This is a genomic window from Devosia beringensis (assembly GCF_014926585.1).
GTDB lineage: Bacteria > Pseudomonadota > Alphaproteobacteria > Rhizobiales > Devosiaceae > Devosia > Devosia beringensis.
In genome coordinates, this window is record NZ_CP045422.1 from 1,785,130 (window position 1) to 1,806,722 (window position 21,593).

Here is a 21,593-nt window from a genome sequence, read left to right on the forward strand (position 1 = left end):
CCCGGAGCGCAGGGCGCCCCGGGTCGGGTTGAGCATCAAACGAAGCGGTTGATCAGGTTTTCGAGGTATTCCTGCTGGCCGGACTTTGGCTGCGGGTTGATGTTGTCGGCTTCGACCTTGGCGGCCAGATCGGCCAGGCTGAGCTTGCCGCCGAGAATGTCCTTGCCCAGGCCTTGGCCCCAGCCGGCGTAGCGCGCGTCGACAATCTTGTCATAGCTGCCGTCTTCGATGATGGCCGCCGCTGCCTTGAGCGAGCGGGCGAGCACATCCAGACCGCCAATGTGACCATGCAGCAGGTCGGCCGGATCGAGCGACTGGCGGCGGACGCGGGCGTCGAAGTTGAAGCCACCCTTGCCCAGACCGCCATTCTTGAGGATCTGGTAGAAGGCCAGGGTGGTCTCGGGAACGCTATTGGGGAACTGGTCGGTATCCCAGCCGGACTGGATGTCATTGCGGTTGGCGTCGACCGAACCCAGCATGCCCAGCGAGGCGGCCAAAGCCAGCTCGTGCTCGAAGGAGTGGTTGGCGAGGAAGGCGTGGCCGACCTCGATATTGCACTTCACCTTGGTGTCGAGATCGTACTTCTTGAGGAAGCCATAGACCGTGGCGACGTCGAAGTCATACTGGTGCTTGCTGGGTTCCTGCGGCTTGGGCTCGATGAGGATCTGGCCGGTAAAGCCGATCTTTTCGGCATGCTCGACCACCAGATGGATGAAGCGGGCCATCTGGTCCTGCTCATGGCCGATCTTGGTATTGAGCAGGGTCTCATAGCCCTCGCGACCACCCCAGAGCACATAGTTCTCGCCGCCCAGTTCATGGGTCAGCTCGAGCACGTTCTTCACCTGGGCGGCGCCATAGGCGAAGACCTCGGGATCGGGGTTGGTGGCGGCGCCGGCCATGTAGCGGCGGTTGGAGAAGAGGTTGGCCGTGCCCCAGAGCAGCTTGGTGCGGCTGGACTGCATCTTCTTGCCGAAGATCTCGCCAATGGTGCGCACATTGCGGTTGCTCTCGGCCAGCGTCGCGCCTTCGGGGGCGATATCGGCATCGTGGAAGCAGAAGAAGGGCGAGTCGAGCAGGTCGAAGAACTCGAAGGCTACCTCGGCCTTGAGCTTGGCACCATCCATGCCGGTATCATACCAGGGGCGATCGAAGGTGCGGCCGCCAAAGGGATCGCCGCCCTCATAGGCAAAGGTGTGCCAATAGGCGATGGCGGGGCGGATATGCTCCTCCATGGTCTTGCCGGCGACGATCTCGTTCTTGTTGTAGTGGCGGAAGGCCAGCGGATTAGCGCTCTTGGCGCCCTCGAACTTGACCGGTGCGATGCCCTTGAAAAAATCACTCACGAAATTGCCTCCTCGATGGCGGGGTAGAGTGCGCGATAGCGCGCATATTGGTCGGCATAGGCAGCGGACAGGGTTCTGTCCGGGGTAATGACGGTCTTGATTGCCGGCATGGTCATGACACTGGCGGGGCTGGCGCCCTCGGCGGCACAGAGGCCGAGCCGGGCGGCGCCCAGGGCGCCACCGAAATCGCCGTCCTCGGGCAAAGCGATTTCCATGTCGAGATTGGTCGCGATCAGCTTGAGCCAGAGCGCGGATTTTGAGCCGCCACCCACCGCCAGCAGGCGATCGATTTTCGTACCGGCATCGGCCAGCACGCGCTGGCTGTCGCGGAAGGCAAAGGTCACGCCCTCCATCACGGCCTGGGCAAGCCGGGCCGGATCGGAGAGGTGGCTGAGGCCGACAAAGGAACCGCGGGCAGCGGCATTGTTGTGCGGCGTGCGCTCGCCCGACAGATAGGGCAGGAAGATTTCCTCGCCCGGGCCGGTGAACTGGGCCTCGGCGGCAGCCGACAAGGCGGCCTGTTGCTGGCCGGTGATCTTGCTCAGCCAGTTCAGCGAATCGGTGGCCGACAGGATCACCCCCATCTGGTGCCAGGTATCGGGCACGGCGTGGCAGAAGGCGTGCACGGCGCCTTCGGTATTGGGGCGGAACCGGTCATTGGAAACGAAGAGCACGCCGGACGTACCCAGCGAGACAAAGCCTTCGCCGGGGCGGATGGCGCCGATGCCGCAGGCGGCAGCCGCATTATCGCCGGCGCCGCCGGCCACGACGACGCTGGCATCCATGCCCCAGCGTTGGGCGAATTCGCGCTTGAGCATGGCGGAGGGATCGGAGCCTTCTACCAGGCGCGGCATGTGGCTGCGATTGAGGCCGGTCACCGCCAGCAGGTCGTCGGACCAGTCTCGCTTGCCGACATCGAGCCAGAGCGTGCCGGCGGCGTCACTCATGTCCTCGACATGCTCGCCGGTCAGCAGCAGGCGGATATAGGCCTTGGGCAGCAGCACCTTGGCGATCTTGGCAAAAATCTGCGGCTCGTGCTTGCGCACCCAGGCGATCTTGGGGGCGGTGAAGCCGGGCATGGCAATATTGCCGGCCAGAGCCCGCAGGGAGGGGAGCGCGGCCTCCATTTCCGTGCACTCGGCGGCCGAGCGGCCGTCATTCCACAGGATGCAGGGGCGGAGGACCTCGTCATTGCTGTCGAGCAGGGTGGCGCCATGCATGTGGCCGGAAAGGCCGATGCCGCGCACCGCCGCCAGCTCGGTCGGATGGGATTTGGACAGCTTGTCCACCGCGGCCAGGGTCGCTGTCCACCAGTTGGCCGGGTTCTGTTCGGACCAGCCGGGATGGGGACGGACGGGCTCGACCGCGGCGGCGGTAGCGTCGCCCAGGGCCCGGCCATGCTCGTCGATGAGGAGCGCCTTGACCCCGGACGTGCCGATATCAATGCCGAGATAGGTCATGAGGCACGTACCTCAGACACGGGCAACAAATACATGTGAACGTCCTCCCAGCCCGATTTTCGGGCCCGCCAGTTTGCTTGATTGGCGCTGTTACTAGCGCAGATTGTCGCGCAGGAAAATACCGATTTCAATGGGGTCGGCCGTGACACTGCCCTGGCCGCCCAAAGCCAGGGTCCGCGCTGCCGCCAAAGCGGCGCGAATTTCGCCCTCCGGATTCTGGTCCAGCACCACGTCGATGGCGCCCGATTGCAGGCCGCGTCGGGTCGGGTCGGTCAGTTCATGGGCGATGACGCGCAGTCTCCCAGCGCTCCCGGAGGCCTCGACGGCGGTGACGAGGCCGCCATTGCCGGCGCCCAGATTGTAAAGGCCGCCGAGATTGGGGTGGCGGGCCAGCAGGTCGCTGACCCGGGCCTCGGTCTCGCGCCTTTCGTCATGGCCCTCGATGGGGCCGATCAGGGTGATGGCGGGAAATTCTTCCGCCAGCGCCGCCGCAAAGCCGGCCAGGCGATCGGCGTGATCGCGCAGGTGCAGCGAACCGGCGATGACGGCAATCGTGCCGCCCTGGGGCAGGAAGCGGCCAAGCAGCGCCGCCGCGGTGCGGCCGGCGGCGATATTGTCGATGCCGATGAAATGGCGGCGCAGCGTGCCGGGGAGGTCGGACACCAGGGTCATCACCACGACGCCGCGCCGGCTGGCGGCATCGACAGCCGCGACCACGACCGGCTCCTGGCTGGCGACAATGATGGCGCAGTCGCAGTCGCGCGGATCAAGGCCATCAAGGCTCTGCGCCAAGGCATGGCCGTCGAGCGCCCGGACGCGCCGGGTCTGGATATGCATGCGCTCTGCAAGGGCCGGGCCGGCCCGGCGCGCCACCGCATCGGCGAGGCTGGCCATGAATTCGTTGGAGCCGTCGGGAATAACGAAAGTCAGCCGCAGATCGCGGGCCCGGGCCAGCAGCGAGGCGCCCAGATCGCGCTGGAAACCGATGCTGGCAATGGCGGCTTCGACCTTGGCGGCGGTGGCCGGGCGTACGCCGGGACGACCGTTGAGCACGCGATCGACCGTGGCCAGCGACACGCCGGCGGCGCGGGCCACATCATGGACGGTGGCGCGGCGTTGCAGACCGATTTCGTTCACGCGAACTCCCTGGGTTGTCTTGCGCGAGCTTTGGCAGGGCTCGATAAAAGGTCAAGGGCAACGTTGCAGCGGGACAGAAAAGCAGGCTACAGCTTTGCGCCAATTGATGGGGGAGCAGACCATGGCCATAGCGGTTTCAACTTTCGGCACGCAGGACGACAAGCGGGTAGACCAGTTTTGTCTGGTCAGCGATACCGGCGTCAGCGTCGATCTGATCGGCTATGGCGTGGCGGTGCGCGACTGGCGCGTGCCGGTAGCGGGCGGCGAACGCACCGTGGTGCTGGGCTTTGATACGCTTGACGCCTATGTCGAACACAGCCCGCATTTCGGCGCGCTGGCCGGGCGCGTGGCCAACCGCATCAAGGGCGCGGCCTTTGATCTCAACGGCATGACCTATCGCCTGCCCGCCAATGCGGGTGACCTGCAACTGCATGGCGGCGCCGAGGGTCTCGGGCGCCAAGTGTGGACAGGACAGGCCGACGAGGCCAACAATGCCGTGCGCTTCACGCATTTTTCGCCCGACGGCGCCATGGGCTATCCGGGCAATGTCAATTTTTCGGCGACCTATAGTCTCAAGGGCAATGTGCTGCGGCTCGAACTGGCGGCCACTACTGACACGGCCACCCCGATCAGCCTGGTGCAGCACCAGTATTTCAACCTGGGCACCACTGACACCGTGCTCGACCATACCATCGCGGTCAATTCGAGCGCCTATACCGAACTGGGCGCGGACCTGGCGCCGACCGGCGCCATATTGCCGTCGCGTGGCACCATCTATGACCTGCGCCGGGCGCGGACCATGCGCGACGCCGCCGGGCAGCCGGTGGATTATGACATGGGCCTGGTGCTCGACACCGGCCGCAAGCTGACCGATCCGATTGCCACCGTGGTGGGCCCGGACCAGGCCCTGACGCTCAAGCTGTGGAGCGACCGGCCGGGCGTGCAGGTCTATAACGGCGTCTGGACCGACATCCCGGTGCCGGGACTGGGCGGCAGGAGCTACAAGAAGCACGCCGGCTTCTGCCTCGAGGACCAGGCCTTTGCCGATGCCGTGCACAATCCGCACTTCCCCCATGTGATCTATTCGCCCGAGCGGCCCTATAGCCACTGGTGCGAGATCGAAATCGCCTGAGGCGCCAGCCAGCGGGCGCCGTTGAGCGCCTGCTGACGCCATCTGTCAGGGCATTCAGCAATGGTCTCTCCAACGATCTCTGGAGAAACCCCCATGCAAGCCTTCACCATCGCTATCCCCGACGCCGAGATTGCCGACCTCAAGACCCGCCTTGCCGCAACGCGCTTCCCGAAGAGCCTGGAAGGCGTCGGCTGGGATTATGGCATCGAGGACGGCTTCCTGCGCCGTTTCGTCGCCTATTGGGGCAATGAGTACGATTGGCGCGCCGCCGAGGCCCGGCTCAACAGTTTTGCCCATTTCATCGAGGAGATCGATGGCGAGACGGTGCATTTCGTGCATGTGCGCGGCCGCGGCCAGACCAATGTGCCGATCCTGCTCACCAATGGCTGGCCGTCCAATTTCGTCGAGCTGCTGCCGCTGGTGCCGCTGCTGACCGCGCCGGTGGATGGCGTGGCCTTCGATGTCGTCATTCCCTCGCTGCCCGGCTTTGGCTTTTCGGGCCAGCCGACCCGGCCCGGCATGAATCTCAGTGCCGTAGCGCCGCTGTGGGCCGAGCTGATGACGCGGCTGGGCTATGACAAATTCCTCATTTCCGGTTCGGATATGGGCGGCGGCACCGAAATGGCGCTGGTGCGCGACTTTCCGCAGCGGCTGATCGGGGCGCATTACGTCAATGTCTATTCGGGCTTTGCTCGCCCGGACGAGCCGACTTCCGAAGAACAGGCCTATTTCGGCAAGGTCGATTACTGGACCTTTGCCGAGAGCGCCTATGCCATGATCCAGGGCACCAAGCCGGCGACGCTGGCGGTGGGGCTCAATGATTCCCCGGCCGGGCTGGCCGCCTGGATACTCGAGAAGTATCGCAGCTGGAGCGATGATGGCGGGGACATTGCCAATGCCTTCGAGTTCGAAGACCTGGCGACGATTCTTTCGGTCTACTGGTTCACCCAGACCATTGGCAGTTCGGTGCGGCTCTACAAGGAGGCCTTTGCCGATAGCGAGCTGACCCAGAAGGCGCCCGAACACGACGTGCCGCATGCCGTGCTGCTGCCGCCAGCCGACAATCCGGCGCCGCGCGCCTGGGGCGAACGGCATCTGCGCAATATCGTGCGCTGGACGGCACTCGACCAGGGCGGACATTTTCCGGCGCTCGAAGTGCCCGAGGCAATGGCGCATGACATCAGGGCCTTCCATGGGCAGATATCCTAGCCACCGCCCGGAGTTTGGCGGTGTTGGCGCCGTGCGTAAAATCTGGCATCCAAGACGCCCAGGAGTGAACCAAGCATGGACAAGACCGAGCGCCTGTTTGCCGTCATGGACGCGCTGCGCCGCCACCGACGGCCGGTCACGGCGGCGAGCCTGGCCGAAGAGCAGGGCGTTTCGGTACGCACGCTCTATCGCGACGTGCAGACGCTTATCGGACTGGGCGCGCCGATCGATGGCGAGGCGGGGGTCGGCTATATGCTGAAACCCGGCTTTTTCCTGCCGCCGCTGATGTTTACCCCCGAGGAACTCGAGGCGCTGGTGCTGGGCGCGCGCTGGGTGGGGGCGCAGCCCGATGACGGACTGGGCGCGGCGGCGCAGAACGCGCTGGCCAAGATCGCCACCGCCTCGCCAGAGGACCTGCGCGACCGGATCAATGATACGGGGCTGTGGCCGGTGGCGGTATGGAGCGCCAATTCACGACGCCCGATGCCGATTCTGGGCCAGGTGCGCCAGGCCATGCGCACGGAAAAGGCGCTGCAGATATCCTATCAGGACGAGGCCGGCACCCCCAGCGAGCGGGTGATCTGGCCGGTGCAGCTGGCCTATTACGAGGGCAAGCAGACCATTGCCGCCTGGTGCTGCCTGCGCCAGGCCTTCCGCAATTTCCGCACCGACCGCATCGTCGCGCTGACGGTGACCGATGCGCGCTATGGCAAGCGCCGAGCGGTGCTGGAAAAGGAATGGCGCGACAGCTGGCAGCATGACTGGCCCAGCAATGGCGGGCAGGGGCGCTAGGCCACGACCAGCGCCGCGGTCAATCCGCGAGGATACCCTTGAGCGCGCGCCGGGCTGCCTTGAGCACGGCCGGATCGGTGCGGTAGAACCAGTTTCGCCCCTGCTTGTCGAGCAGCAGCAGGCCGGCGGTGCGCAGCACCCGCAGATGCTCGGATACGGTGGCTACCGCCAGGCTGGAGAGGTCGGCCAGTTCCCCGGCGGCGCGCGGCCGGTCGCGGCAGGCGAGCAGGAACAGCCTTCGATCGGGATGCGACAAAGCCCGGAGCACGGCATCGAGATCGATTTCGCTCACGCCTGGATCAGGGTCAGGACATTGCCGGCGGGATCGGCGATGCGGGCTTTTTTCACCCAGCCATTGTCGGTCGCTGGCAGCACGACCTGCCCACCCTGCTGCTCGGCCAGCTCAAGGGCGGCCGGCAGGTCGGCCACAACCACGCCGAAGATCAGCGATGCGCTGGGGGTTTCGACCAGCGCGCCATCGGGGCTGCCGGGTGGTGTCGCCACCATGGCATAGCCCGGTCCCCGGGGCGTGACATCCCAGCCAAACAGCGCGGTGTAGAAGCGCTGCAGGGGTTCGAGCTCGGGGCCGGCAATGTCGAAATGGCCGAAGCCATTGATGGAATGAGGTTTTTGAAGCTGCGCCATGGCAGTCTCCATAGTTCGTATAGAGCCGAAGTATCCAATAGATAATTCGTCGTTAGCCGAACTGTCAACGGCTAGGCCATGCGGCCGTAGAGGCTTTCCGGCCGGATATTGGCATCGAGTTCGAAGCGGTGATCGGCGGGGGGATGGGCGCGCTGACCACATTGCAGGCGCGGGCAGATGCGGCAGCCCACGCCGATGGGCACCAGCTGGCTGTCGCCGGCCAGGTCCATGCCATCGGCATAGATCATTTCCCTGGCGTGCTGGATGGCGCAGCCCAGGCCGATGGACATGTAGCGGCGCGGCGCATTGTAGCGATGATCACCTTTGACGATGGTGCGGGCAATGCAGAAATAACGTTGGCCGTCGGGCATCTGGCTCAATTGCAGGTTGATGCGCTCGGGGGCGAGGAAGGCCGAATAGATGTTCCAGCGTGGGCAGGCGCCAGAATGGCGCGGGATGTGAATGCCTGACAGCGAGAAGCGCTTGGAGATATTGCCGGCAATGTCGGTGCGCACCAGATGCAGGGGAATGCCGGCGGCGCCGGGCCGCTGCAGCGTCGTCATGCGGTGGCATACCTGCTCGAAGCTGGCGCCGAAACGACGGCCGATGCGCTCGATGTCATAGCGATAATCGCGGCAGGCGCGCAGGAAGGGTGCATAGGGCATCAGCAAAGCCGCGGCGAAATAGGCGGCCAGCACATTGCGCGCCAGCGCCGGCGCGTCGCCCTCGGGCAGTTCGGCAGCGGCAATGATCGCCTCGATCTCGGCACTGGCGGCCAACTGGCCCAGATGGTGGGCGGTCAGGAACAGGCCCGATTCCGCGGGCAGGATGTCGGAGATCAGCAGATGGTTGCGCTGCGGGTCGAACTGACGCGCAATGCCGTGCGGCAGCGAGGCCAGGCTCTGCTCGATACCAAAGACATTGAGCAGATAGCTGCGCAGGCCAAGCTCGAGATTGTCGGCGGCGCGGTCGATATCGGCGCGAATGCGCTCGGCCGCGGCCTCGAGCGCCGGGAAGTGGTTGGCATTTTCCTGCAGGAAATCGGAAATGGCGTCGGTGGCGAGATGAAAGGGTTCGGTGACGCCCGCCACCGCCGGCGCCGGGCCGGTACGGGCCACCAGACGGTAGCGGTCATAAAGCCGGAGCATGGCGCGAGCGGCGGCCGGATTGGCCTGGACCAGGTCGCGGATATCAAGATTGGTCACGTCGCTGTCGGCAAAGAGATCATCGCCGAAGGCCTCCATCAGGTCGCCCAACAGCCGGCCCTCATCGCTGTCGACCAGATCGCCCGGCTCGACGCCGAAATAACCGGCAATGGCAAACAGCAGCGGCACGGTGACCTTGCGGCGATTGTGCTCGATCAGGTTGAGATAGCTGGCCGAAATCCCCAGGCCCGCTGCCAGGTCGGCCTGGGCCAGGTGACGGGCGCGGCGCAGCCGCTTGATGGCGCCGCCAATCTGGCTGTCCGGACTGTTGTTCACGCTGGCCTCCTCGCCACTCTTTACAGGCTTTACAAAACCGTCTGCCATCTTGTGTGGCGATTTACAGCTTTACTGGGCTTGTAGCGCTTATTTCTTGCATATCACTGCCGCTTGTCAAATATTTACAGCAACAGCGTGAGGAGACTTTAGGATGAGCCCAGCCAGCAGCGAACGCGAGGAATATCTGACCATCATTGCCCCCACGGCCAGTGCGGCCATGGCCCAGTTCAAGGCGCGGGACCTGGCCGCGCAGGGCTATGCCATTGCCAACAAGATCGGCCGGCACCAGTTTTCGCTGGTCGGCGCCGAAGGCAGCAGCACGCTGTTTTCCGGCGAGGGGCTGATCGCCGCCACCTTCAGCCGCAGGGTGGCCGGCTAGGAGCCAGCTTTCGACAGCGCTCCTGGTGAGTCTGTCGAACCGAACCCCTTGTTCCACGTGAATCAGCAACACCGCCGGCCCACCGGACCGGCGGAGCCATGTCCAAACCGAGGAGAACCGACATGCTCGACAAGCCAAGACTGCCCGCCGCCTTTCCCACCCCCGATTATGCGCCCGATCGCTGGCGGCTGATCGAGCGGACCTATGGTCCGGCCGATGTGACCCGGCTGGCTGGCTCGCTGCCGATCCGGCATACGCTCGCCGAGAACGGCGCGCAGCGGCTCTGGGAACTGCTCAGGAGCGAGGATTTCGTGCCGACACTGGGTACCTTTACCGGCAACCAGGCGGTGCAGCAGGTCAAGGCGGGGCTCAAGGCCATCTATCTCAGCGGCTGGCAGGTGGCGGCCGATGCCAATAGCTCGGGCAATATGTATCCCGACCAGAGCCTTTATCCGGTCGACAGCGTGCCCAGCGTGGTCAAGCGCATCAACAAGGCGCTGCAGCGCGCCGACCAGATCCAGACCATGGAACAGGCGGAGGGCGTGGCCACCACCGATCTCGACTTCTTCGTGCCGATCATTGCCGATGCCGAGGCCGGTTTCGGCGGTGCGCTCAATGCCTTCGAGCTGATGAAGGCGATGATCGAGGCGGGCGCCGCGGCGGTGCATTTCGAGGACCAGCTGGCCAGCGAAAAGAAATGCGGCCATCTGGGTGGCAAGGTGCTGGTGCCGACCAGCCAGTTCATCCGCACGCTCAATGCGGCGCGGCTGGCCGCCGATGTGATGGGCGTGCCCACGCTGATCATGGCGCGCACCGATGCCGAGGCGGCCCGACTGATCACCTCCGATATCGATCCCTATGACGCGCCCTTCGTCACCGACGAGCGGACGCCGGAGGGCTTTTACAAGCTCAAGGGCGGCATCGATGCGGCCATTGCCCGGGGCATTGCCTATGCGCCCTATGCTGACCTGATCTGGTGCGAGACCTCAAAGCCGGACCTGGCCGAGGCGCGCAAGTTCGCCGAGGCGGTGCGCAAGGTCCATCCCGAGCAGATGCTGGCCTATAACTGCTCGCCGAGCTTTAACTGGGCCAAGCATATGGACGAGGCGGCGATGGCCTCGTTCCAGCGCGAGATCGCGGCGATGGGCTACAAATACCAGTTCATCACGCTGGCGGGCTTCCATAATCTGAGCCTAACCACGTTCGAGCTGGCCCGCGCCTACAAGGAAGAGGGCATGGCTGGCTACAGCCGGCTGCAACAGGCCGAGTTTGCCGCCGAGAAGCATGGTTTTTCCGCGGTGCGGCACCAGCGCGAGGTGGGCACCAGCTATTTCGACGCCGTCTCGATGGCGGTGAGCGAAGGCAAGAGTGCGACGACCGCCATGAGCGAAAGCACCGAAACGGCGCAGTTCCACTAGGCCCCTAGGGCAGGGCGACGCTGACCCAACCCATGGCCAGCGCCGCCAGGCCGATGACATGAAGCAGGGCAATGGCCCAGGTGGTGGCGACAAAGCGCGGCTTGACCGTCTTGTGGCGATAGACTTCCTGGGCCGCCAGGCCGCCGATAATGCCGAAGCAGAAGTCAACGACATGCAGGTTGAGTTCGCTGACGCGCCAGCGACCGCTGAGCGCGTAAAGCTTGTCGAAGCGATAGAGCAGGGCCGAGGCGGCGCCCATCAGGGCATAGGTGCCGCCCAGCCAGACCGGCGCCCGATCGGTGCCGATGGCCAGCAGGATCAGCAGGGTCATCATGGTAGCGGCGGCCGTCCGCAGCCCGACCTTGTAGCGCGAGACCGCGCCGGATGGCCGCTTGATGTCGGCCATGCTGCGCTCGGGCAGCGGCGCGGCAACGGCCACCGCGACATTGATTGCCGCCGGACGGCCATTGCGACCACTGGCAACGTCATAGGACAGTCGATCGCCGATGCGCGGACGCGTCTGGCCCTCGGCCAGCTTGGAAATATGGACATAAAAGTCGTTGCCGGCGGCGTCACGCACGAAGCCGAAGCCACCCTTGTTGTTCCACTGCACCAGTTCGCCAGATCTTGGCATAGCATCCTTCGCATCGCAGCCGGCAAGCCAGGCGACGGGCCTGCATCGAGGTCCGCACGGGGGGCTTGATTGCGCTTGTTGTCCGGCGTTAGGCTTTGCCCATTGCGGGCCACCAGTCATTGCGTCGAATTGCCGAGCCATTCAACCAATTCTTGTCATTGCCATGTCAGAATCAGCCAAACGGTTTGTCATCAGCCAGCTCGAGCGGACCGGCCTTGTCCCCAACGGACCCGATCCTGCCGATCCGCGGATCCACAATGATGCCCTCTGGGGCCGGGTGTTGCGCGACGGCACGCTGGGGCTGGGCGAGGCCTATATGGATGGCTGGTGGGATGCCGAAGCGCTCGACCAGTTTCTGTTCCGGCTGATCAGGGCCGATGTGCAGAAGGCTTTTCCCAGGGACCTGGCAGTGATGTGGAGCCTGGCGCGGGGCAAGCTGCTCAACCTGCAGCGGCTGCGCGTCACCGAGGTGGCCGAGAAGCACTATGACATCGGCAATGACCTTTACGCCGCCATGCTGGACAGGCGCATGATCTATTCGTGCGGCTACTGGAAGGACGCCAGCGATCTGGACGCGGCGCAGGAGGCCAAGCTCGACCTGATCTGCCGCAAGATCGGGCTGGCGCCGGGCATGCGCATTCTCGATATCGGTTCGGGCTGGGGTGGCTTTCTGCAGTTCGCCGCCGAGCGCTATGGCGTCTCCGGCGTCGGCGTCACCGTCAGCAAGGAACAGGCGGCGCTGGCCAATGCGCGGACGGCACATCTGCCGGTGGAAACAAGGCTGCTCGACTACCAGGCGCTCGATGGCAGCTTTGACCGGATCATCTCGATCGGCATGTTCGAGCATGTCGGCTACAAGAATTACCGGGCCTATTTCGAGAAGGCGGCGAGGCTGCTGGTACCGGACGGGCTGATGCTGCTGCATACCATCGGCGGCAATACCAGCACCACCCATGGCGACCCCTGGAGCGAAAAGCACATCTTCCCCAATGGCATGCTGCCGTCGGTGAGCCAGGTCGGCCGGGCCATCGAGGGGCTGTTCGTGATGGAAGACTGGCACAATTTCGGCGCCGATTACGACACCACGCTGATGGCCTGGCTGGCGCGTTTCGAGGCCGCCTGGCCGCAATTGGCAAGTCGCTATGACCAGCGCTTCTACCGGATGTGGCGCTATTATCTCAACGTCTTTGCCGCCTCCTTCCGGGCGCGGCAGATCAGCCTCTGGCAGGTGGTGCTCTCGCCCCGCGGCGTGCTGGGCGGCTATACCAGCCGGCGCTGAGGCGGATTCACGTGAAACACTTATGCACAGTTTGTGCACAGGCTGTCGCCTCACCGGGCGCCGGCCGGTTCACGCCTTGCCCAGATTGAGCCGATAGCTCAGCGCTTCGGCGATATGGGGGCGGGTGACGCGGTCGCTCCCGGCCAGGTCGGCCAGGGTGCGCGCGACCTTGAGCACGCGGTGATAGGCGCGGGCGGAGAGGTTGAAGCGCTCGGCGGCCTGCAGCAGCAGCGCCTGGCTCTCCCGGTCCGGATTGACCATGGCCTCGATCAGGCTGGGGCCGGCGGCGGCATTGGTATGCAGCCCTGTGGCGCCGTGTTCGAGGAAGCGCTGGCGCTGGCGGTCGCGCGCCGCGGCGACCCGGGCGGCCACGGCAGCAGAGCTTTCGCTGGCGGTGGCGGGCGCGATCATGTCGGCGGCGGTCACGGCGGGCACATCGATACGGATATCGATGCGATCAAGGAAAGGGCCGGAGACACGGGCCTGATAATCGTCGGCGCAGGCGGCGCCGCGGCGGCAGGTATGGCCGGGCGTGCCGGCCAGACCGCATTTGCAGGGGTTCATGGCGGCAATCAGCTGCACCCGGCTGGGATAGGAAATGCGGGCATTGGCGCGGGCAATGACGGTCTCGCCCGATTCAAGTGGCTGGCGCAGGCTGTCGAGCACGCCGGGCGCGAATTCGGGCAGTTCGTCGAGGAACAGCACGCCATTATGGGCCAGGCTGACTTCACCGGGGCGGACCCTGAGGCCGCCGCCCACCAGGGCCGCCATGGAGGCGGAGTGATGCGGCGCGCGGAACGGCCGGCGGTCGGAAATCGCCCCGCCGACCAGTTCGCCGGCAATCGACTGGATCATCGAGACATCGAGCAGTTCGCGCGGGTTGAGCGGCGGCAGGATGGAGGGCAGCCGTGCCGCCAGCATGGACTTGCCGGCGCCGGGCGGGCCGATCATCAGCAGGTTATGGCCGCCGGCGGCGGCGACTTCGAGGGCCCGCCGCGCCACCTGCTGGCCGCGGACCTCGCTGAGGTCGGGCAGGGCGGCGCCGGGCACGTGCCGAGCCGGCAGCGGGCGGGGCGCGCGCTGGTGGCCGGTCAGGTGATTGGCCAGCGCCAGCAGGCTCTCGGCGGCGACGATGTCGAGGCCCTCGCCGGCCCAGGCCGCCTCCGGACCGGAGGGGGCGGCGCAGATCAACCCCAGATCGCGGCTCTGGGCGGCGATGGCGGCCGGCAGCACGCCCCCGACATGGGCCAGCCGCCCGTCCAGCCCCAGTTCGCCCAGCGCCAGATAGCCATCGAGCGCATCCTGGGGGATGGCGCCGATGGCCGCCATGACGCCCAGGGCAATCGGCAGGTCATAATGGCTGCCCTCCTTGGGCAGGTCGGCAGGTGCCAGATTGACGGTAATGCGCTTGGGCGGCAGGCCGATGCCCGAGGCGAACAGCGCGGCGCGCACCCGTTCGCCCGATTCCTTGACCGCCTTGTCGGGCAGGCCGACCAGGATGAAGTTGGGGTTGCCCGGCGCAATCTGCACCTGGACGTCGACCGGCACGGCCTCGATACCCTCAAACGCGACGGTGGCGACACGGGTGCCCATGCCTGTTCCCTCTGACCCCACTGACAAATCTAGCAAAGCCGGTGGCGCCAAACAAGAACGTAGAGCGAACGAAAAATGGCCTGTTAACTACGGCATGCGCCACAATGGTTAATCTAAGCTTTGATTAACCGCGACATGTTGATTGAAAGGCAGGTTTTTGTTCCGCGTAGAGTGCTGCCCTCATGAAGTTCCGCCGACCTTTTCCCTCGTCCGTCACGATCGCAAAGGGTGTGCTGGGGGCGCTGCTGGCCGGCATTCTGGTGGCCTGTTCCTCGGGCGGCGGCCTCTATGGCCCGATCCAGGGCGATAACCGCCCACATGCCGGGGTCGATCGCGCCCGCGCCATGCCGGTGCAGGGGATCGACGTGGCCCGCTATCAGGAGAACATCGATTTTCGCGCCGCCTTCCAGGCCGGCACGCATTTCGTCTTCATGAAGGCGACCGAGGGCAAGGATTACCTGGACCCCAATTTCCGCACCAACTGGGCGCGGGCGCGCGAGGCCGGCATGCCGCGCGGCGCCTATCACTTCATGGCCTGGTGTTCGCTGGCCTCCGAGCAGGCTGCCTGGTTCGTGGCCAATGTGCCCAATGATCCCGATGCCCTGCCGCCCGTGCTGGACCTCGAGTGGAATCACCTCTCGAGCTGCAAGAACAAGCCGAGCCGCGCCGATGCGCTGGAGAAGATCCGGGTGATGCTGGACGCCATGGAGCGGCATACCGGCAAGCTGCCGATCATCTACACCGACATGACCTTCCACCGCGAGGTGCTGGAAAACGAGTATTTCCCCAATGCGTTCTGGCTGCGCTCGACCGCGGCCGAGCCGCATGAGCGCTATAGCAACCGCACCTGGACCTTCTGGCAGTGGACGCAGACCGGGGTGGTGCGCGGCGTGCGTGGCGAGGTCGACCGCAACGCGTTCTACGGCAACCAGAATGACTGGCTGACCTTCCTGATGACCGGCTGCGATCCGCGCGCCATTGCCACCCTGGCGCCAACCGGGCGTTGCCTGCCGTCCAAGTAGGCCGACACGCGAGCCAGCGGGCAAGGCAGGCCTTGCCAGCGCTGGGGGGCGGGGCTAGCGTCAAACGGTATTGATGCGGGTCCTGTGGCCCGCACTGAGGAGATCGATGATGGCCAAGGGTCAGATGAAGAGCAACAAGGAAGCCAAGAAGCCGAAAAAGGACAAGGTGGCTGCCGTCAAGCAGGTCACGGGTCTGGGTTCAGGCAGCGCCGGCAATTCGGCCAAAAAGTAGGATCGTGGATGATGTGGGGGCGGTCGACAGGGTCGATCGCCCTTTTTGCCGACTGGCGCCAGGCAGAGCCGCCGCGCTCAGGCCGCGCCGGTCGATAGCGGCAGCAGGATTTCCGAGCGGGGCGCCGCCACCGAGCCGGCATTGGCAGCGCAGAGCGCCAGAATCAACAGGGTCAGGACGACGGCAATCCGCATGATGGCACCTTGCGTTGCGGCAGGTCCCTTGATGTGAACCGATCGACCCGGCCGGTCAACGCCGGCCTTAAGAGTTGATTAACGCTGCAGACCCCGCTGCCGGTTGCACCCGGGACGGTTCAGGCGCCAAACAGGGCGCTGGAGCGGATACCGTCAAAAACGAACTGCACGGCCAGGGCCGCCAGCAGGATACCGACGACGCGGGACACCACGGCCAGGCCGGTGACCCCGAGCAGGCGCTGGATGGGAATGGCCAGCAGCAGCGTCAGCCAGGCCAGGAACAAAATCACCACCACCGCGGCCAGCACGGCCCAGTATTCGGCAGGGGACCGCGTGCCCGTGCTCAGCAGAATCACCGCGCTGATGGCGCCTGGTCCGGCCAGCAGCGGCATGGCCAGCGGAAAGACGGCGATGTCGTCGCGCGAGCGCGCCTCTACCTCTTCTTCGTCGGTTATATCGGTGCCACCGGAATGGCGGGCAAAGACCATGTCGATGGCGATCAGGAACAGCAGCAGGCCGCCGGCGGTGCGCAAAGCCGGAATGGTGATGCCGAAGACACCCAGAATGGCGTTTCCCAGCACAGCGAACAGCAGCAGGATGACGCCGGCAATGATGACGCCGCGGGTGGCAAAGGCAAAGCGCTGCTTGGCGGTATTGCGCTTGGTCAACGCGGCAAAGATGAAGGCGATATCGGCCACGCCCACGGTGGCAAACAGGGTGGCAAAGGCGGCCAGGAAGGTCGTGGTGGGCATGACGCTGCTCCAGTTTTCTTCCTTCTACGGCATTTGCGACACGCGGCCAACCTTGCCAGTGCCGGCCGGCCCTCCTAGGGTCGCGCCTGGTCAGCCGGAGCCCCATGATGCGCGACACAGGCGAAATTCGCGGCATCCTGTTCGACAAGGACGGGACGCTGATCGATTTCAACCAGACCTGGTTCGGCATCATCACCGCTCTGGCCCGTCAGGCCAGCGGCGGGGATGAAAGCGCCGCACGCACGCTGATCGGGCAGGGCGGCTATGACTGGAGCCAGCAGAAATTCGTCGGCGGTTCGGTGGTGGCGGCCGGCACGATCGAGGATCTCGTCGATCTCTGGCACCCGAGCTTGCCCGAGTCGGAACGCCTGGCTCGCATTGCCGCCTATGACGCCGTGGCCGTCGCCGAAGGCAGCCGCCGGGCCGTGGGCATTGGTCCCTTGCAGCAGACGCTGACAGCGCTGGGGGAACGCGGCCTGCTGCTGGGCATCGCCACCAATGATTCGGTCGCCGGCGCCCGGGCCACCGCCGCGGCGCTGGGAGTGACTGATCACTTTGCCACCATTATCGGCTATGATTGTGTTGCCCGGCCCAAGCCCTGGCCGGACCAGCTGGCGCTGTTTGCCGCCCGCACGGGCCTAGTGCCCAGCGCCATCGCCATGGTGGGCGACAACAGCCATGACCTCGACATGGCCCATGCCGCCGGGGCCGGCCTGGCCATCGGCGTGCTGTCGGGCAATAGCAGCCGCGCCGAACTGGCGGGCCTGGCCGATATCATCGTCGATAGCATTGCCGACCTGCCAGCGCTGTTTGCGGGGCGCTAGAGCAGCCGCGCCAGCGTCGCCAGACCGGCCAAAGCGAGCAGGGCCAGGGCATCGAGCCAGCCGCGCGAGCGGCCGAGCCAGGCCGGCTTTGGTCGGGTGCTTGGCAAAAACCTGACCAGCCAGAGCGCGCCAAAGAGCACCCAGACGCCAAAGAAGGCCACCATAACCAGATCGGCCCAGCCAGATCGGTTGAAGCCGACCATGATGCGGGTAATGCCGGCGCCGAGCAGGATGAACAGCAGATAGGCGCCGGTCATGGCGGCGGAGTTGCGCCAATAGGGCAGGGTCAGGGTCTGGCTAGCCTGCTGGTTGCGACGCCAGCGGCGGAACAGGAACCAGGACAGCGCCGCCAGGACCAGCCCGACCAGCAGCGCCATCAGGCGCGGCGCTTTTCGATGGCGTCCCAGATCAGCACGGCGATGTCGGGGCCACCGAAGCGCTTGATCTCGCGGATGCCGGTGGGGGAGGTGACGTTGATCTCGGTGAGATAGTCACCGATGACGTCGATGCCGACAAAGATCATGTCTCGCGCCTTCAGCGCCGGGGCGATCGTCGCGCAGATTTCCCGCTCGCGGGCCGTGAGTTCGCTCAGTTCCGGCCGGCCGCCGACATGCATGTTGGAGCGCGCCTCGCCATCGGCGGGGATGCGGTTGAGCCCGGCCACCGGCTCGCCATCGACGATGATGATGCGCTTGTCGCCCTTGCGCACGTCGGGGAGATATTTCTGGATCATGAAGGGTTCGCGGTAATTGGCCTCGAACAGTTCCAAAAGACTGGCGAGGTTATGGTCACCCTCCTGGATGAAGAACACGCCGGCGCCGCCATTGCCGTAGAGCGGCTTGACGATGATATTGCCATGTTCGCGGCGGAAGGCGTGGATCATGGCACGGTCGCGCGTCACCAAAGTTGGCGGCATCAGCTCGGGGAATTCGGTGACGAGGATTTTTTCGGGCGCATTGCGCACGGCGGCGGGCGGATTGACCACCAGCGTCTTGGGGTGCAGCCGCTCGAGCATGTGGGTGAGCGTGATATAGTTCATGTCAAAGGGCGGATCCTGGCGCATATGGATCACGTCCTGGGTCGAGAGATCCACACGGCTGGCCTCGCCCAGCGTGAAGTGCTCGCCCCGGGGCTTGTCGAAGACCTCGATCGGGGCCGCCAGCGCCGTCACCACATTGTCGCGTAGCGCCAGGGTGTCGGGGGTGTAGTGCAGCAGCTTGTGGCCGCGCGCCTGCGCCTCGAGCATCAGGGCGAAGGTGGAATCGCCATTGGGGTTGATGGTGGCGACATGGTCCATCTGGACCGCGACGTTGAGTTTCATTCTGGCCTCATCTGCACTGGCATGGCGCGCGAAGGCCCTGGTCGGGCGAAACGCGCTGCGCGTTGATGGCACGGCGGGGCGGCGCTGTCGATTGCTGCGGCCGCTGGAGGGCCGTTGCGGCGGTGGCGCTCAGCCGCCAAAGGCGTTGGCCAGGTGATAGGGCCAGCGCCAGCGCGCCAGGAAGATGACGTCGAAGCGCCGGTCCCGGCCGGCCAGACGGGGGTTTCGGGATAGCCAGTAATCCGCCGCCCGGACGATGCGGCCCCGGTTGATAGATTCAAAGGTTGCCAGCAGGCTCTCCGCCCGGGCGCGCGCCTTGACCTCGACAAAGACGATCGTGCCCCAGCGCTCGGCGATCAGATCGATTTCGCCCAGGGGCGTCCTGTAGCGCCGGGCCAGGATGCGGTAGAATTTGAGCCGCAGATACCAGGCGGCCAAAGCCTCGCCGCGATGGCCACCGCGATAGGCAGCGATGCGCGCCTTACTGCCGGGCTTTAAGGGCGAGCGCGGCATCATAGACATCCTTGCGCTTGAGCTTGTACTGGGCGGCGATAACGTCAACGGCGGCGCGCAGCGGCTGGTCAGCCATAGCGGCCAATAGCGCCGCCTGCCAGTCGGCCGCCTCGGGGGCAGCAGGCGCGGCGGCACCGGCCACCACAACTACTGCCTCGCCCTTGGTTTCGGTGCCGGCAAACTCGGCGGCGAGCGCTGCTAGCGTGCCGCGATGGACGCGTTCAAAGCGCTTGGTCAGTTCCAAAGCCACCGCCGCCTGACGATCACCAAAGACCTCGGCCATGGCGGCCAGGCTATCGTCGAGCCGGCGCGGGCTTTCGTAGAACACCATGGTTTCACGTGAATCGCTGAGCGCTTTGAGCGCATTGAGGCGGGCGCCGGCCTTGGGCGGCAGGAAGCCGTGAAAGGCAAAGGCGTCGGTGGGCAGGCCGGCCACGACCAAAGCCGAGAGCAGAGCGGAGGCGCCGGGAATGGCAAAGACGGGCAGGGCGGCCTCGGCCATGGCGCGGATCAGCGGGAAGCCGGGATCAGAGAGCAGCGGCGTGCCGGCATCGGAGATCAGCGCGAAACAGCCGCCGGCGGCGATGCGGGCGACGATGTCGTCGGCCTTGGCGCGCTCATTGTGCTCGTGCATCGCGATGCGGCGGGTGCGGATGCCATAGTGATCGAGCAGGCGGGCGGACATGCGGGTGTCCTCGCAGAGCACGGCGTCGACGGCGGCCAGGGTTTCCAGCGCCCTTATGGTGATGTCGCGCAGATTGCCGATCGGGGTCGCCACGACATAGAGGCCGGGAGCGAGCGGGGGCGCGACAAAGGTGGTACCGGCGATGAAATAGCCGGGGGTGGGATCAGCCATGCGCGACGGTTTCCTGGCAACTAGAGGGCATTGAGACTTGGTTAAGCAATTGCGACCAGAATGTTAACATACTGTTCGCAATTTACGGCCAAGGGCGACGTTAGATCGAATGGCAGGTGATGGCATAGCACGGGTACTGGGCGCCGTCGGCCTCTTGGTGCTGGCGGGCTGTTCGCCGATCCATATTGCCTCGCGCACCATCGATTTCGGCTTGGGCCCGAGCCAGCAGCAGGCCGCGGCCAATCCCGCCCTGACGCCGCTGACACCGACCGGCCCCAGCCAGCAATTCGGCCGCGGCCCGGTACAGGTGAGCCTCTTGCTACCGCTGAGCGGGGATCCAGGCCTTGCCGCCGTCGGGCAATCGATGGCCAATGCCAGCCAGCTGGCCATGGCCTTCATCGAGGCCAATCCGAACATTGCGGAAAATACCACCATCACGCTGCGCGATACCGGCGGCTCGGTCGCCGGCGCGACAGCCGCCACCAGCGCCGCCATCGCGGCTGGCGCCAAGCTCATCCTGGGGCCGCTGCAGGGCGATGCGGTGATGGCCGCCGGGGCCGTAGCCCGCTCGGCCGGGGTGCCGCTGATCGGCTTTTCCAACAATCCGGCGGCGGCCGTGCCCGGCGTCTACCTGCTCAGCGTCCTGCCGGACATGGAAATGAAGCGGGCCCTCGACGCGGTCAAGGCTGGCGGCCGGCGCGGCGTCGCCGGGGCCTTTCCGGGCTCGGCCTTCGGCCAAGCGCAGCAGGCCGCCTTCCGGCAGCAGGCCATGCTGGCCGGCTTCGCGCCGAGTGCGGTTTATACTTTCAGCAGCCCCGCCGAGGCGGCCCAGATCGTGGCCCAGGCCAAGCCGCTGATCGACAAGGGGATGATCGATACGCTGTTCCTGCCCGACCGGGCGAGCGCCCCTGGCTTTGCCGCCGCCCTGACCCAGGCGGGGGTGAGTCCGACGGACGTGCAGATCGTCGGCTCGGCCGACTGGCAGGGCGATACCACGATTCTAGCGACCCCAGGCCTGGCGGGGGCAATCTATCCGGCGGTCGACCCGGCCGGCCTGACTGCGATCCGGGCCGATTACCAGGCGCGCTTCGGCGCCGCGCCGCATGCTTTGGCGACCCTGGCCTATACCGCCACGATCCTGGCCAATGTGAATACGCTGTCGCTGGCCAATCCGCCCTATGGCGCGGCGCTGCTAACCAGCCCCACCGGCTTTAATGGCCGCGACGGTGTGTTCCGCTTCCGCGCCGACGGACGCAGCGATTATGCGCTGGCCATCATGCGCGTGGCGCCGGGCGGGGCGGTCCAGGTCGAGGGCGCAAAACTCTAGCAGGGTATTTTCCCGTGTCCGTCGTCGTGTAATCTGGTCCCGAACCGGAG

At 65.7% G+C, this 21,593-nt stretch carries 23 protein-coding genes; 10 read left to right on the plus strand and 13 right to left on the minus strand.

Annotation, left to right across the window (positions count from 1 at the left end; genetic code table 11):
• Positions 1 to 35: 35 nt before the first annotated feature.
• From xylA to GDR53_RS08700, 3 genes are all read right to left on the minus strand, one after another.
• Complete coding sequence (xylA, locus tag GDR53_RS08690; protein ID WP_193337656.1) at positions 36 to 1,343, minus strand: xylose isomerase; 1,308 nt, start codon at positions 1,341 to 1,343, stop codon at positions 36 to 38.
• Positions 1,340 to 2,803 carry a xylulokinase gene (gene xylB / locus GDR53_RS08695; RefSeq protein ID WP_193337657.1) on the minus strand — a complete coding sequence of 488 codons (1,464 nt, stop codon included), beginning with the start codon at positions 2,801 to 2,803 and terminating at the stop codon, positions 1,340 to 1,342. The genes xylA and xylB overlap by 4 nt, the downstream gene beginning before the upstream one ends.
• Before the next feature lie 93 nt (positions 2,804 to 2,896).
• On the minus strand, positions 2,897 to 3,940 hold the full coding sequence (locus GDR53_RS08700; RefSeq protein ID WP_193337658.1) for a LacI family DNA-binding transcriptional regulator: 1,044 nt from the start codon (positions 3,938 to 3,940) through the stop codon (positions 2,897 to 2,899).
• A 121-nt stretch (positions 3,941 to 4,061) separates the two neighbouring features.
• Here GDR53_RS08700 and GDR53_RS08705 point away from each other — a divergent pair, with 121 nt between their 5' ends.
• The 3 genes from GDR53_RS08705 (at position 4,062) to GDR53_RS08715 (ending at position 7,073) form a co-directional block, all read left to right on the plus strand.
• Complete coding sequence (locus tag GDR53_RS08705) at positions 4,062 to 5,072, plus strand: aldose epimerase family protein (RefSeq protein WP_193337659.1); 1,011 nt, start codon at positions 4,062 to 4,064, stop codon at positions 5,070 to 5,072.
• 93 nt (positions 5,073 to 5,165) lie between these two features.
• Positions 5,166 to 6,281 carry an epoxide hydrolase family protein gene (locus tag GDR53_RS08710; protein ID WP_193337660.1) on the plus strand — a complete coding sequence of 372 codons (1,116 nt, stop codon included), beginning with the start codon at positions 5,166 to 5,168 and terminating at the stop codon, positions 6,279 to 6,281.
• A gap of 75 nt (positions 6,282 to 6,356) precedes the next feature.
• Positions 6,357 to 7,073: a helix-turn-helix transcriptional regulator gene (locus tag GDR53_RS08715; protein WP_193337661.1), complete on the plus strand. Its 717-nt coding sequence runs from the start codon at positions 6,357 to 6,359 to the stop codon at positions 7,071 to 7,073.
• A gap of 19 nt (positions 7,074 to 7,092) precedes the next feature.
• Here the strand turns inward: GDR53_RS08715 and GDR53_RS08720 are convergent, their stop codons facing one another.
• The 3 genes from GDR53_RS08720 to GDR53_RS08730 all read right to left on the minus strand — a co-directional run bounded on the left by GDR53_RS08720 (position 7,093) and on the right by GDR53_RS08730 (position 9,199).
• Entirely contained in the window at positions 7,093 to 7,365 is a 273-nt protein-coding gene (locus GDR53_RS08720; protein WP_193337662.1) for an ArsR/SmtB family transcription factor, read from the minus strand.
• Positions 7,362 to 7,718, minus strand: a complete 357-nt coding sequence (locus GDR53_RS08725) for a VOC family protein (protein WP_193337663.1) — start codon at positions 7,716 to 7,718, stop codon at positions 7,362 to 7,364. Before GDR53_RS08725 ends, GDR53_RS08720 begins: the two co-directional genes overlap by 4 nt.
• A gap of 71 nt (positions 7,719 to 7,789) precedes the next feature.
• The gene (locus GDR53_RS08730) at positions 7,790 to 9,199 is read right to left on the minus strand and encodes a helix-turn-helix domain-containing protein (protein WP_210321414.1); all 1,410 of its coding nucleotides are present in this window, start codon (positions 9,197 to 9,199) and stop codon (positions 7,790 to 7,792) included.
• 151 nt (positions 9,200 to 9,350) lie between these two features.
• On the opposite strand from GDR53_RS08730, the gene GDR53_RS08735 reads away from it, so the two are divergent.
• The gene (locus tag GDR53_RS08735; RefSeq protein ID WP_193337665.1) at positions 9,351 to 9,578 is read left to right on the plus strand and encodes a hypothetical protein; all 228 of its coding nucleotides are present in this window, start codon (positions 9,351 to 9,353) and stop codon (positions 9,576 to 9,578) included.
• Between the two features lie 122 nt (positions 9,579 to 9,700).
• Positions 9,701 to 10,996, plus strand: coding sequence for an isocitrate lyase (gene aceA / locus GDR53_RS08740; protein ID WP_193337666.1), 1,296 nt, complete (start codon positions 9,701 to 9,703; stop codon positions 10,994 to 10,996).
• A gap of 4 nt (positions 10,997 to 11,000) precedes the next feature.
• On the opposite strand, the gene GDR53_RS08745 is transcribed toward aceA, so the two are convergent.
• Positions 11,001 to 11,630, minus strand: coding sequence for a DUF1294 domain-containing protein (locus GDR53_RS08745; protein WP_193337667.1), 630 nt, complete (start codon positions 11,628 to 11,630; stop codon positions 11,001 to 11,003).
• A gap of 163 nt (positions 11,631 to 11,793) precedes the next feature.
• Between GDR53_RS08745 and cfa the strand changes: the two genes are divergently transcribed.
• Positions 11,794 to 12,909: a cyclopropane fatty acyl phospholipid synthase gene (gene cfa / locus GDR53_RS08750; RefSeq protein ID WP_193337668.1), complete on the plus strand. Its 1,116-nt coding sequence runs from the start codon at positions 11,794 to 11,796 to the stop codon at positions 12,907 to 12,909.
• 69 nt (positions 12,910 to 12,978) lie between these two features.
• Here the strand turns inward: cfa and GDR53_RS08755 are convergent, their stop codons facing one another.
• Positions 12,979 to 14,502 carry a YifB family Mg chelatase-like AAA ATPase gene (locus GDR53_RS08755; RefSeq protein WP_193337669.1) on the minus strand — a complete coding sequence of 508 codons (1,524 nt, stop codon included), beginning with the start codon at positions 14,500 to 14,502 and terminating at the stop codon, positions 12,979 to 12,981.
• Between the two features lie 182 nt (positions 14,503 to 14,684).
• On the opposite strand from GDR53_RS08755, the gene GDR53_RS08760 reads away from it, so the two are divergent.
• Both GDR53_RS08760 and GDR53_RS19870 read left to right on the plus strand, forming a co-directional pair.
• The gene (locus GDR53_RS08760; RefSeq protein ID WP_193337670.1) at positions 14,685 to 15,524 is read left to right on the plus strand and encodes a glycoside hydrolase family 25 protein; all 840 of its coding nucleotides are present in this window, start codon (positions 14,685 to 14,687) and stop codon (positions 15,522 to 15,524) included.
• 109 nt (positions 15,525 to 15,633) lie between these two features.
• Positions 15,634 to 15,756, plus strand: coding sequence for a hypothetical protein (locus GDR53_RS19870; protein ID WP_269802206.1), 123 nt, complete (start codon positions 15,634 to 15,636; stop codon positions 15,754 to 15,756).
• A 313-nt stretch (positions 15,757 to 16,069) separates the two neighbouring features.
• On the opposite strand, the gene GDR53_RS08765 is transcribed toward GDR53_RS19870, so the two are convergent.
• Positions 16,070 to 16,702, minus strand: a complete 633-nt coding sequence (locus GDR53_RS08765) for a MarC family protein (RefSeq protein ID WP_193337671.1) — start codon at positions 16,700 to 16,702, stop codon at positions 16,070 to 16,072.
• Between the two features lie 107 nt (positions 16,703 to 16,809).
• Between GDR53_RS08765 and GDR53_RS08770 the strand changes: the two genes are divergently transcribed.
• Positions 16,810 to 17,526 carry an HAD family hydrolase gene (locus GDR53_RS08770; RefSeq protein WP_193338025.1) on the plus strand — a complete coding sequence of 239 codons (717 nt, stop codon included), beginning with the start codon at positions 16,810 to 16,812 and terminating at the stop codon, positions 17,524 to 17,526.
• Here GDR53_RS08770 and GDR53_RS08775 read toward each other — a convergent pair.
• The 4 genes from GDR53_RS08775 to rsmI all read right to left on the minus strand — a co-directional run bounded on the left by GDR53_RS08775 (position 17,523) and on the right by rsmI (position 20,216).
• On the minus strand, positions 17,523 to 17,903 hold the full coding sequence (locus GDR53_RS08775; protein WP_193337672.1) for a hypothetical protein: 381 nt from the start codon (positions 17,901 to 17,903) through the stop codon (positions 17,523 to 17,525). The two genes, GDR53_RS08770 and GDR53_RS08775, sit on opposite strands and share 4 nt — an antisense overlap.
• On the minus strand, positions 17,903 to 18,847 hold the full coding sequence (gshB, locus tag GDR53_RS08780; protein ID WP_193337673.1) for a glutathione synthase: 945 nt from the start codon (positions 18,845 to 18,847) through the stop codon (positions 17,903 to 17,905). Before gshB ends, GDR53_RS08775 begins: the two co-directional genes overlap by 1 nt.
• A 129-nt stretch (positions 18,848 to 18,976) precedes the next feature.
• Positions 18,977 to 19,360 (minus strand): YraN family protein, encoded by a 384-nt coding sequence (locus tag GDR53_RS08785; RefSeq protein WP_193337674.1) that lies wholly within the window; start codon positions 19,358 to 19,360, stop codon positions 18,977 to 18,979.
• Complete coding sequence (gene rsmI / locus GDR53_RS08790) at positions 19,329 to 20,216, minus strand: 16S rRNA (cytidine(1402)-2'-O)-methyltransferase (RefSeq protein WP_193337675.1); 888 nt, start codon at positions 20,214 to 20,216, stop codon at positions 19,329 to 19,331. Before rsmI ends, GDR53_RS08785 begins: the two co-directional genes overlap by 32 nt.
• Positions 20,217 to 20,325: 109 nt before the next feature.
• On the opposite strand from rsmI, the gene GDR53_RS08795 reads away from it, so the two are divergent.
• The gene (locus GDR53_RS08795) at positions 20,326 to 21,543 is read left to right on the plus strand and encodes a type 1 periplasmic-binding domain-containing protein (protein ID WP_193337676.1); all 1,218 of its coding nucleotides are present in this window, start codon (positions 20,326 to 20,328) and stop codon (positions 21,541 to 21,543) included.
• Positions 21,544 to 21,593 lie beyond the last annotated feature (50 nt).

Excerpts from the sequence above, each read along its gene's own strand:
- rsmI (WP_193337675.1), bottom strand. The coding sequence starts at position 20,216 with ATGGCTGATCCCACCCCCGGCTATTTCATCGCCGGTACCACCTTTGTC.
- GDR53_RS08710 (WP_193337660.1), top strand. The coding sequence starts at position 5,166 with ATGCAAGCCTTCACCATCGCTATCCCCGACGCCGAGATTGCCGACCTC.
- cfa (WP_193337668.1), top strand. The coding sequence starts at position 11,794 with ATGTCAGAATCAGCCAAACGGTTTGTCATCAGCCAGCTCGAGCGGACC.
- GDR53_RS08755 (WP_193337669.1), bottom strand. The coding sequence starts at position 14,502 with ATGGGCACCCGTGTCGCCACCGTCGCGTTTGAGGGTATCGAGGCCGTG.
- GDR53_RS08795 (WP_193337676.1), top strand. The coding sequence starts at position 20,326 with ATGGCAGGTGATGGCATAGCACGGGTACTGGGCGCCGTCGGCCTCTTG.
- GDR53_RS08775 (WP_193337672.1), bottom strand. The coding sequence starts at position 17,903 with ATGGCGCTGCTGGTCGGGCTGGTCCTGGCGGCGCTGTCCTGGTTCCTG.
- GDR53_RS08735 (WP_193337665.1), top strand. The coding sequence starts at position 9,351 with ATGAGCCCAGCCAGCAGCGAACGCGAGGAATATCTGACCATCATTGCC.
- GDR53_RS08760 (WP_193337670.1), top strand. The coding sequence starts at position 14,685 with ATGAAGTTCCGCCGACCTTTTCCCTCGTCCGTCACGATCGCAAAGGGT.
- GDR53_RS08765 (WP_193337671.1), bottom strand. The coding sequence starts at position 16,702 with ATGCCCACCACGACCTTCCTGGCCGCCTTTGCCACCCTGTTTGCCACC.
- GDR53_RS08770 (WP_193338025.1), top strand. The coding sequence starts at position 16,810 with ATGCGCGACACAGGCGAAATTCGCGGCATCCTGTTCGACAAGGACGGG.
- GDR53_RS08745 (WP_193337667.1), bottom strand. The coding sequence starts at position 11,630 with ATGCCAAGATCTGGCGAACTGGTGCAGTGGAACAACAAGGGTGGCTTC.
- GDR53_RS08785 (WP_193337674.1), bottom strand. The coding sequence starts at position 19,360 with ATGCCGCGCTCGCCCTTAAAGCCCGGCAGTAAGGCGCGCATCGCTGCC.
- xylB (WP_193337657.1), bottom strand. The coding sequence starts at position 2,803 with ATGACCTATCTCGGCATTGATATCGGCACGTCCGGGGTCAAGGCGCTC.
- GDR53_RS08715 (WP_193337661.1), top strand. The coding sequence starts at position 6,357 with ATGGACAAGACCGAGCGCCTGTTTGCCGTCATGGACGCGCTGCGCCGC.
- GDR53_RS08705 (WP_193337659.1), top strand. The coding sequence starts at position 4,062 with ATGGCCATAGCGGTTTCAACTTTCGGCACGCAGGACGACAAGCGGGTA.
- GDR53_RS08725 (WP_193337663.1), bottom strand. The coding sequence starts at position 7,718 with ATGGCGCAGCTTCAAAAACCTCATTCCATCAATGGCTTCGGCCATTTC.
- GDR53_RS19870 (WP_269802206.1), top strand. The coding sequence starts at position 15,634 with ATGGCCAAGGGTCAGATGAAGAGCAACAAGGAAGCCAAGAAGCCGAAA.
- aceA (WP_193337666.1), top strand. The coding sequence starts at position 9,701 with ATGCTCGACAAGCCAAGACTGCCCGCCGCCTTTCCCACCCCCGATTAT.
- gshB (WP_193337673.1), bottom strand. The coding sequence starts at position 18,847 with ATGAAACTCAACGTCGCGGTCCAGATGGACCATGTCGCCACCATCAAC.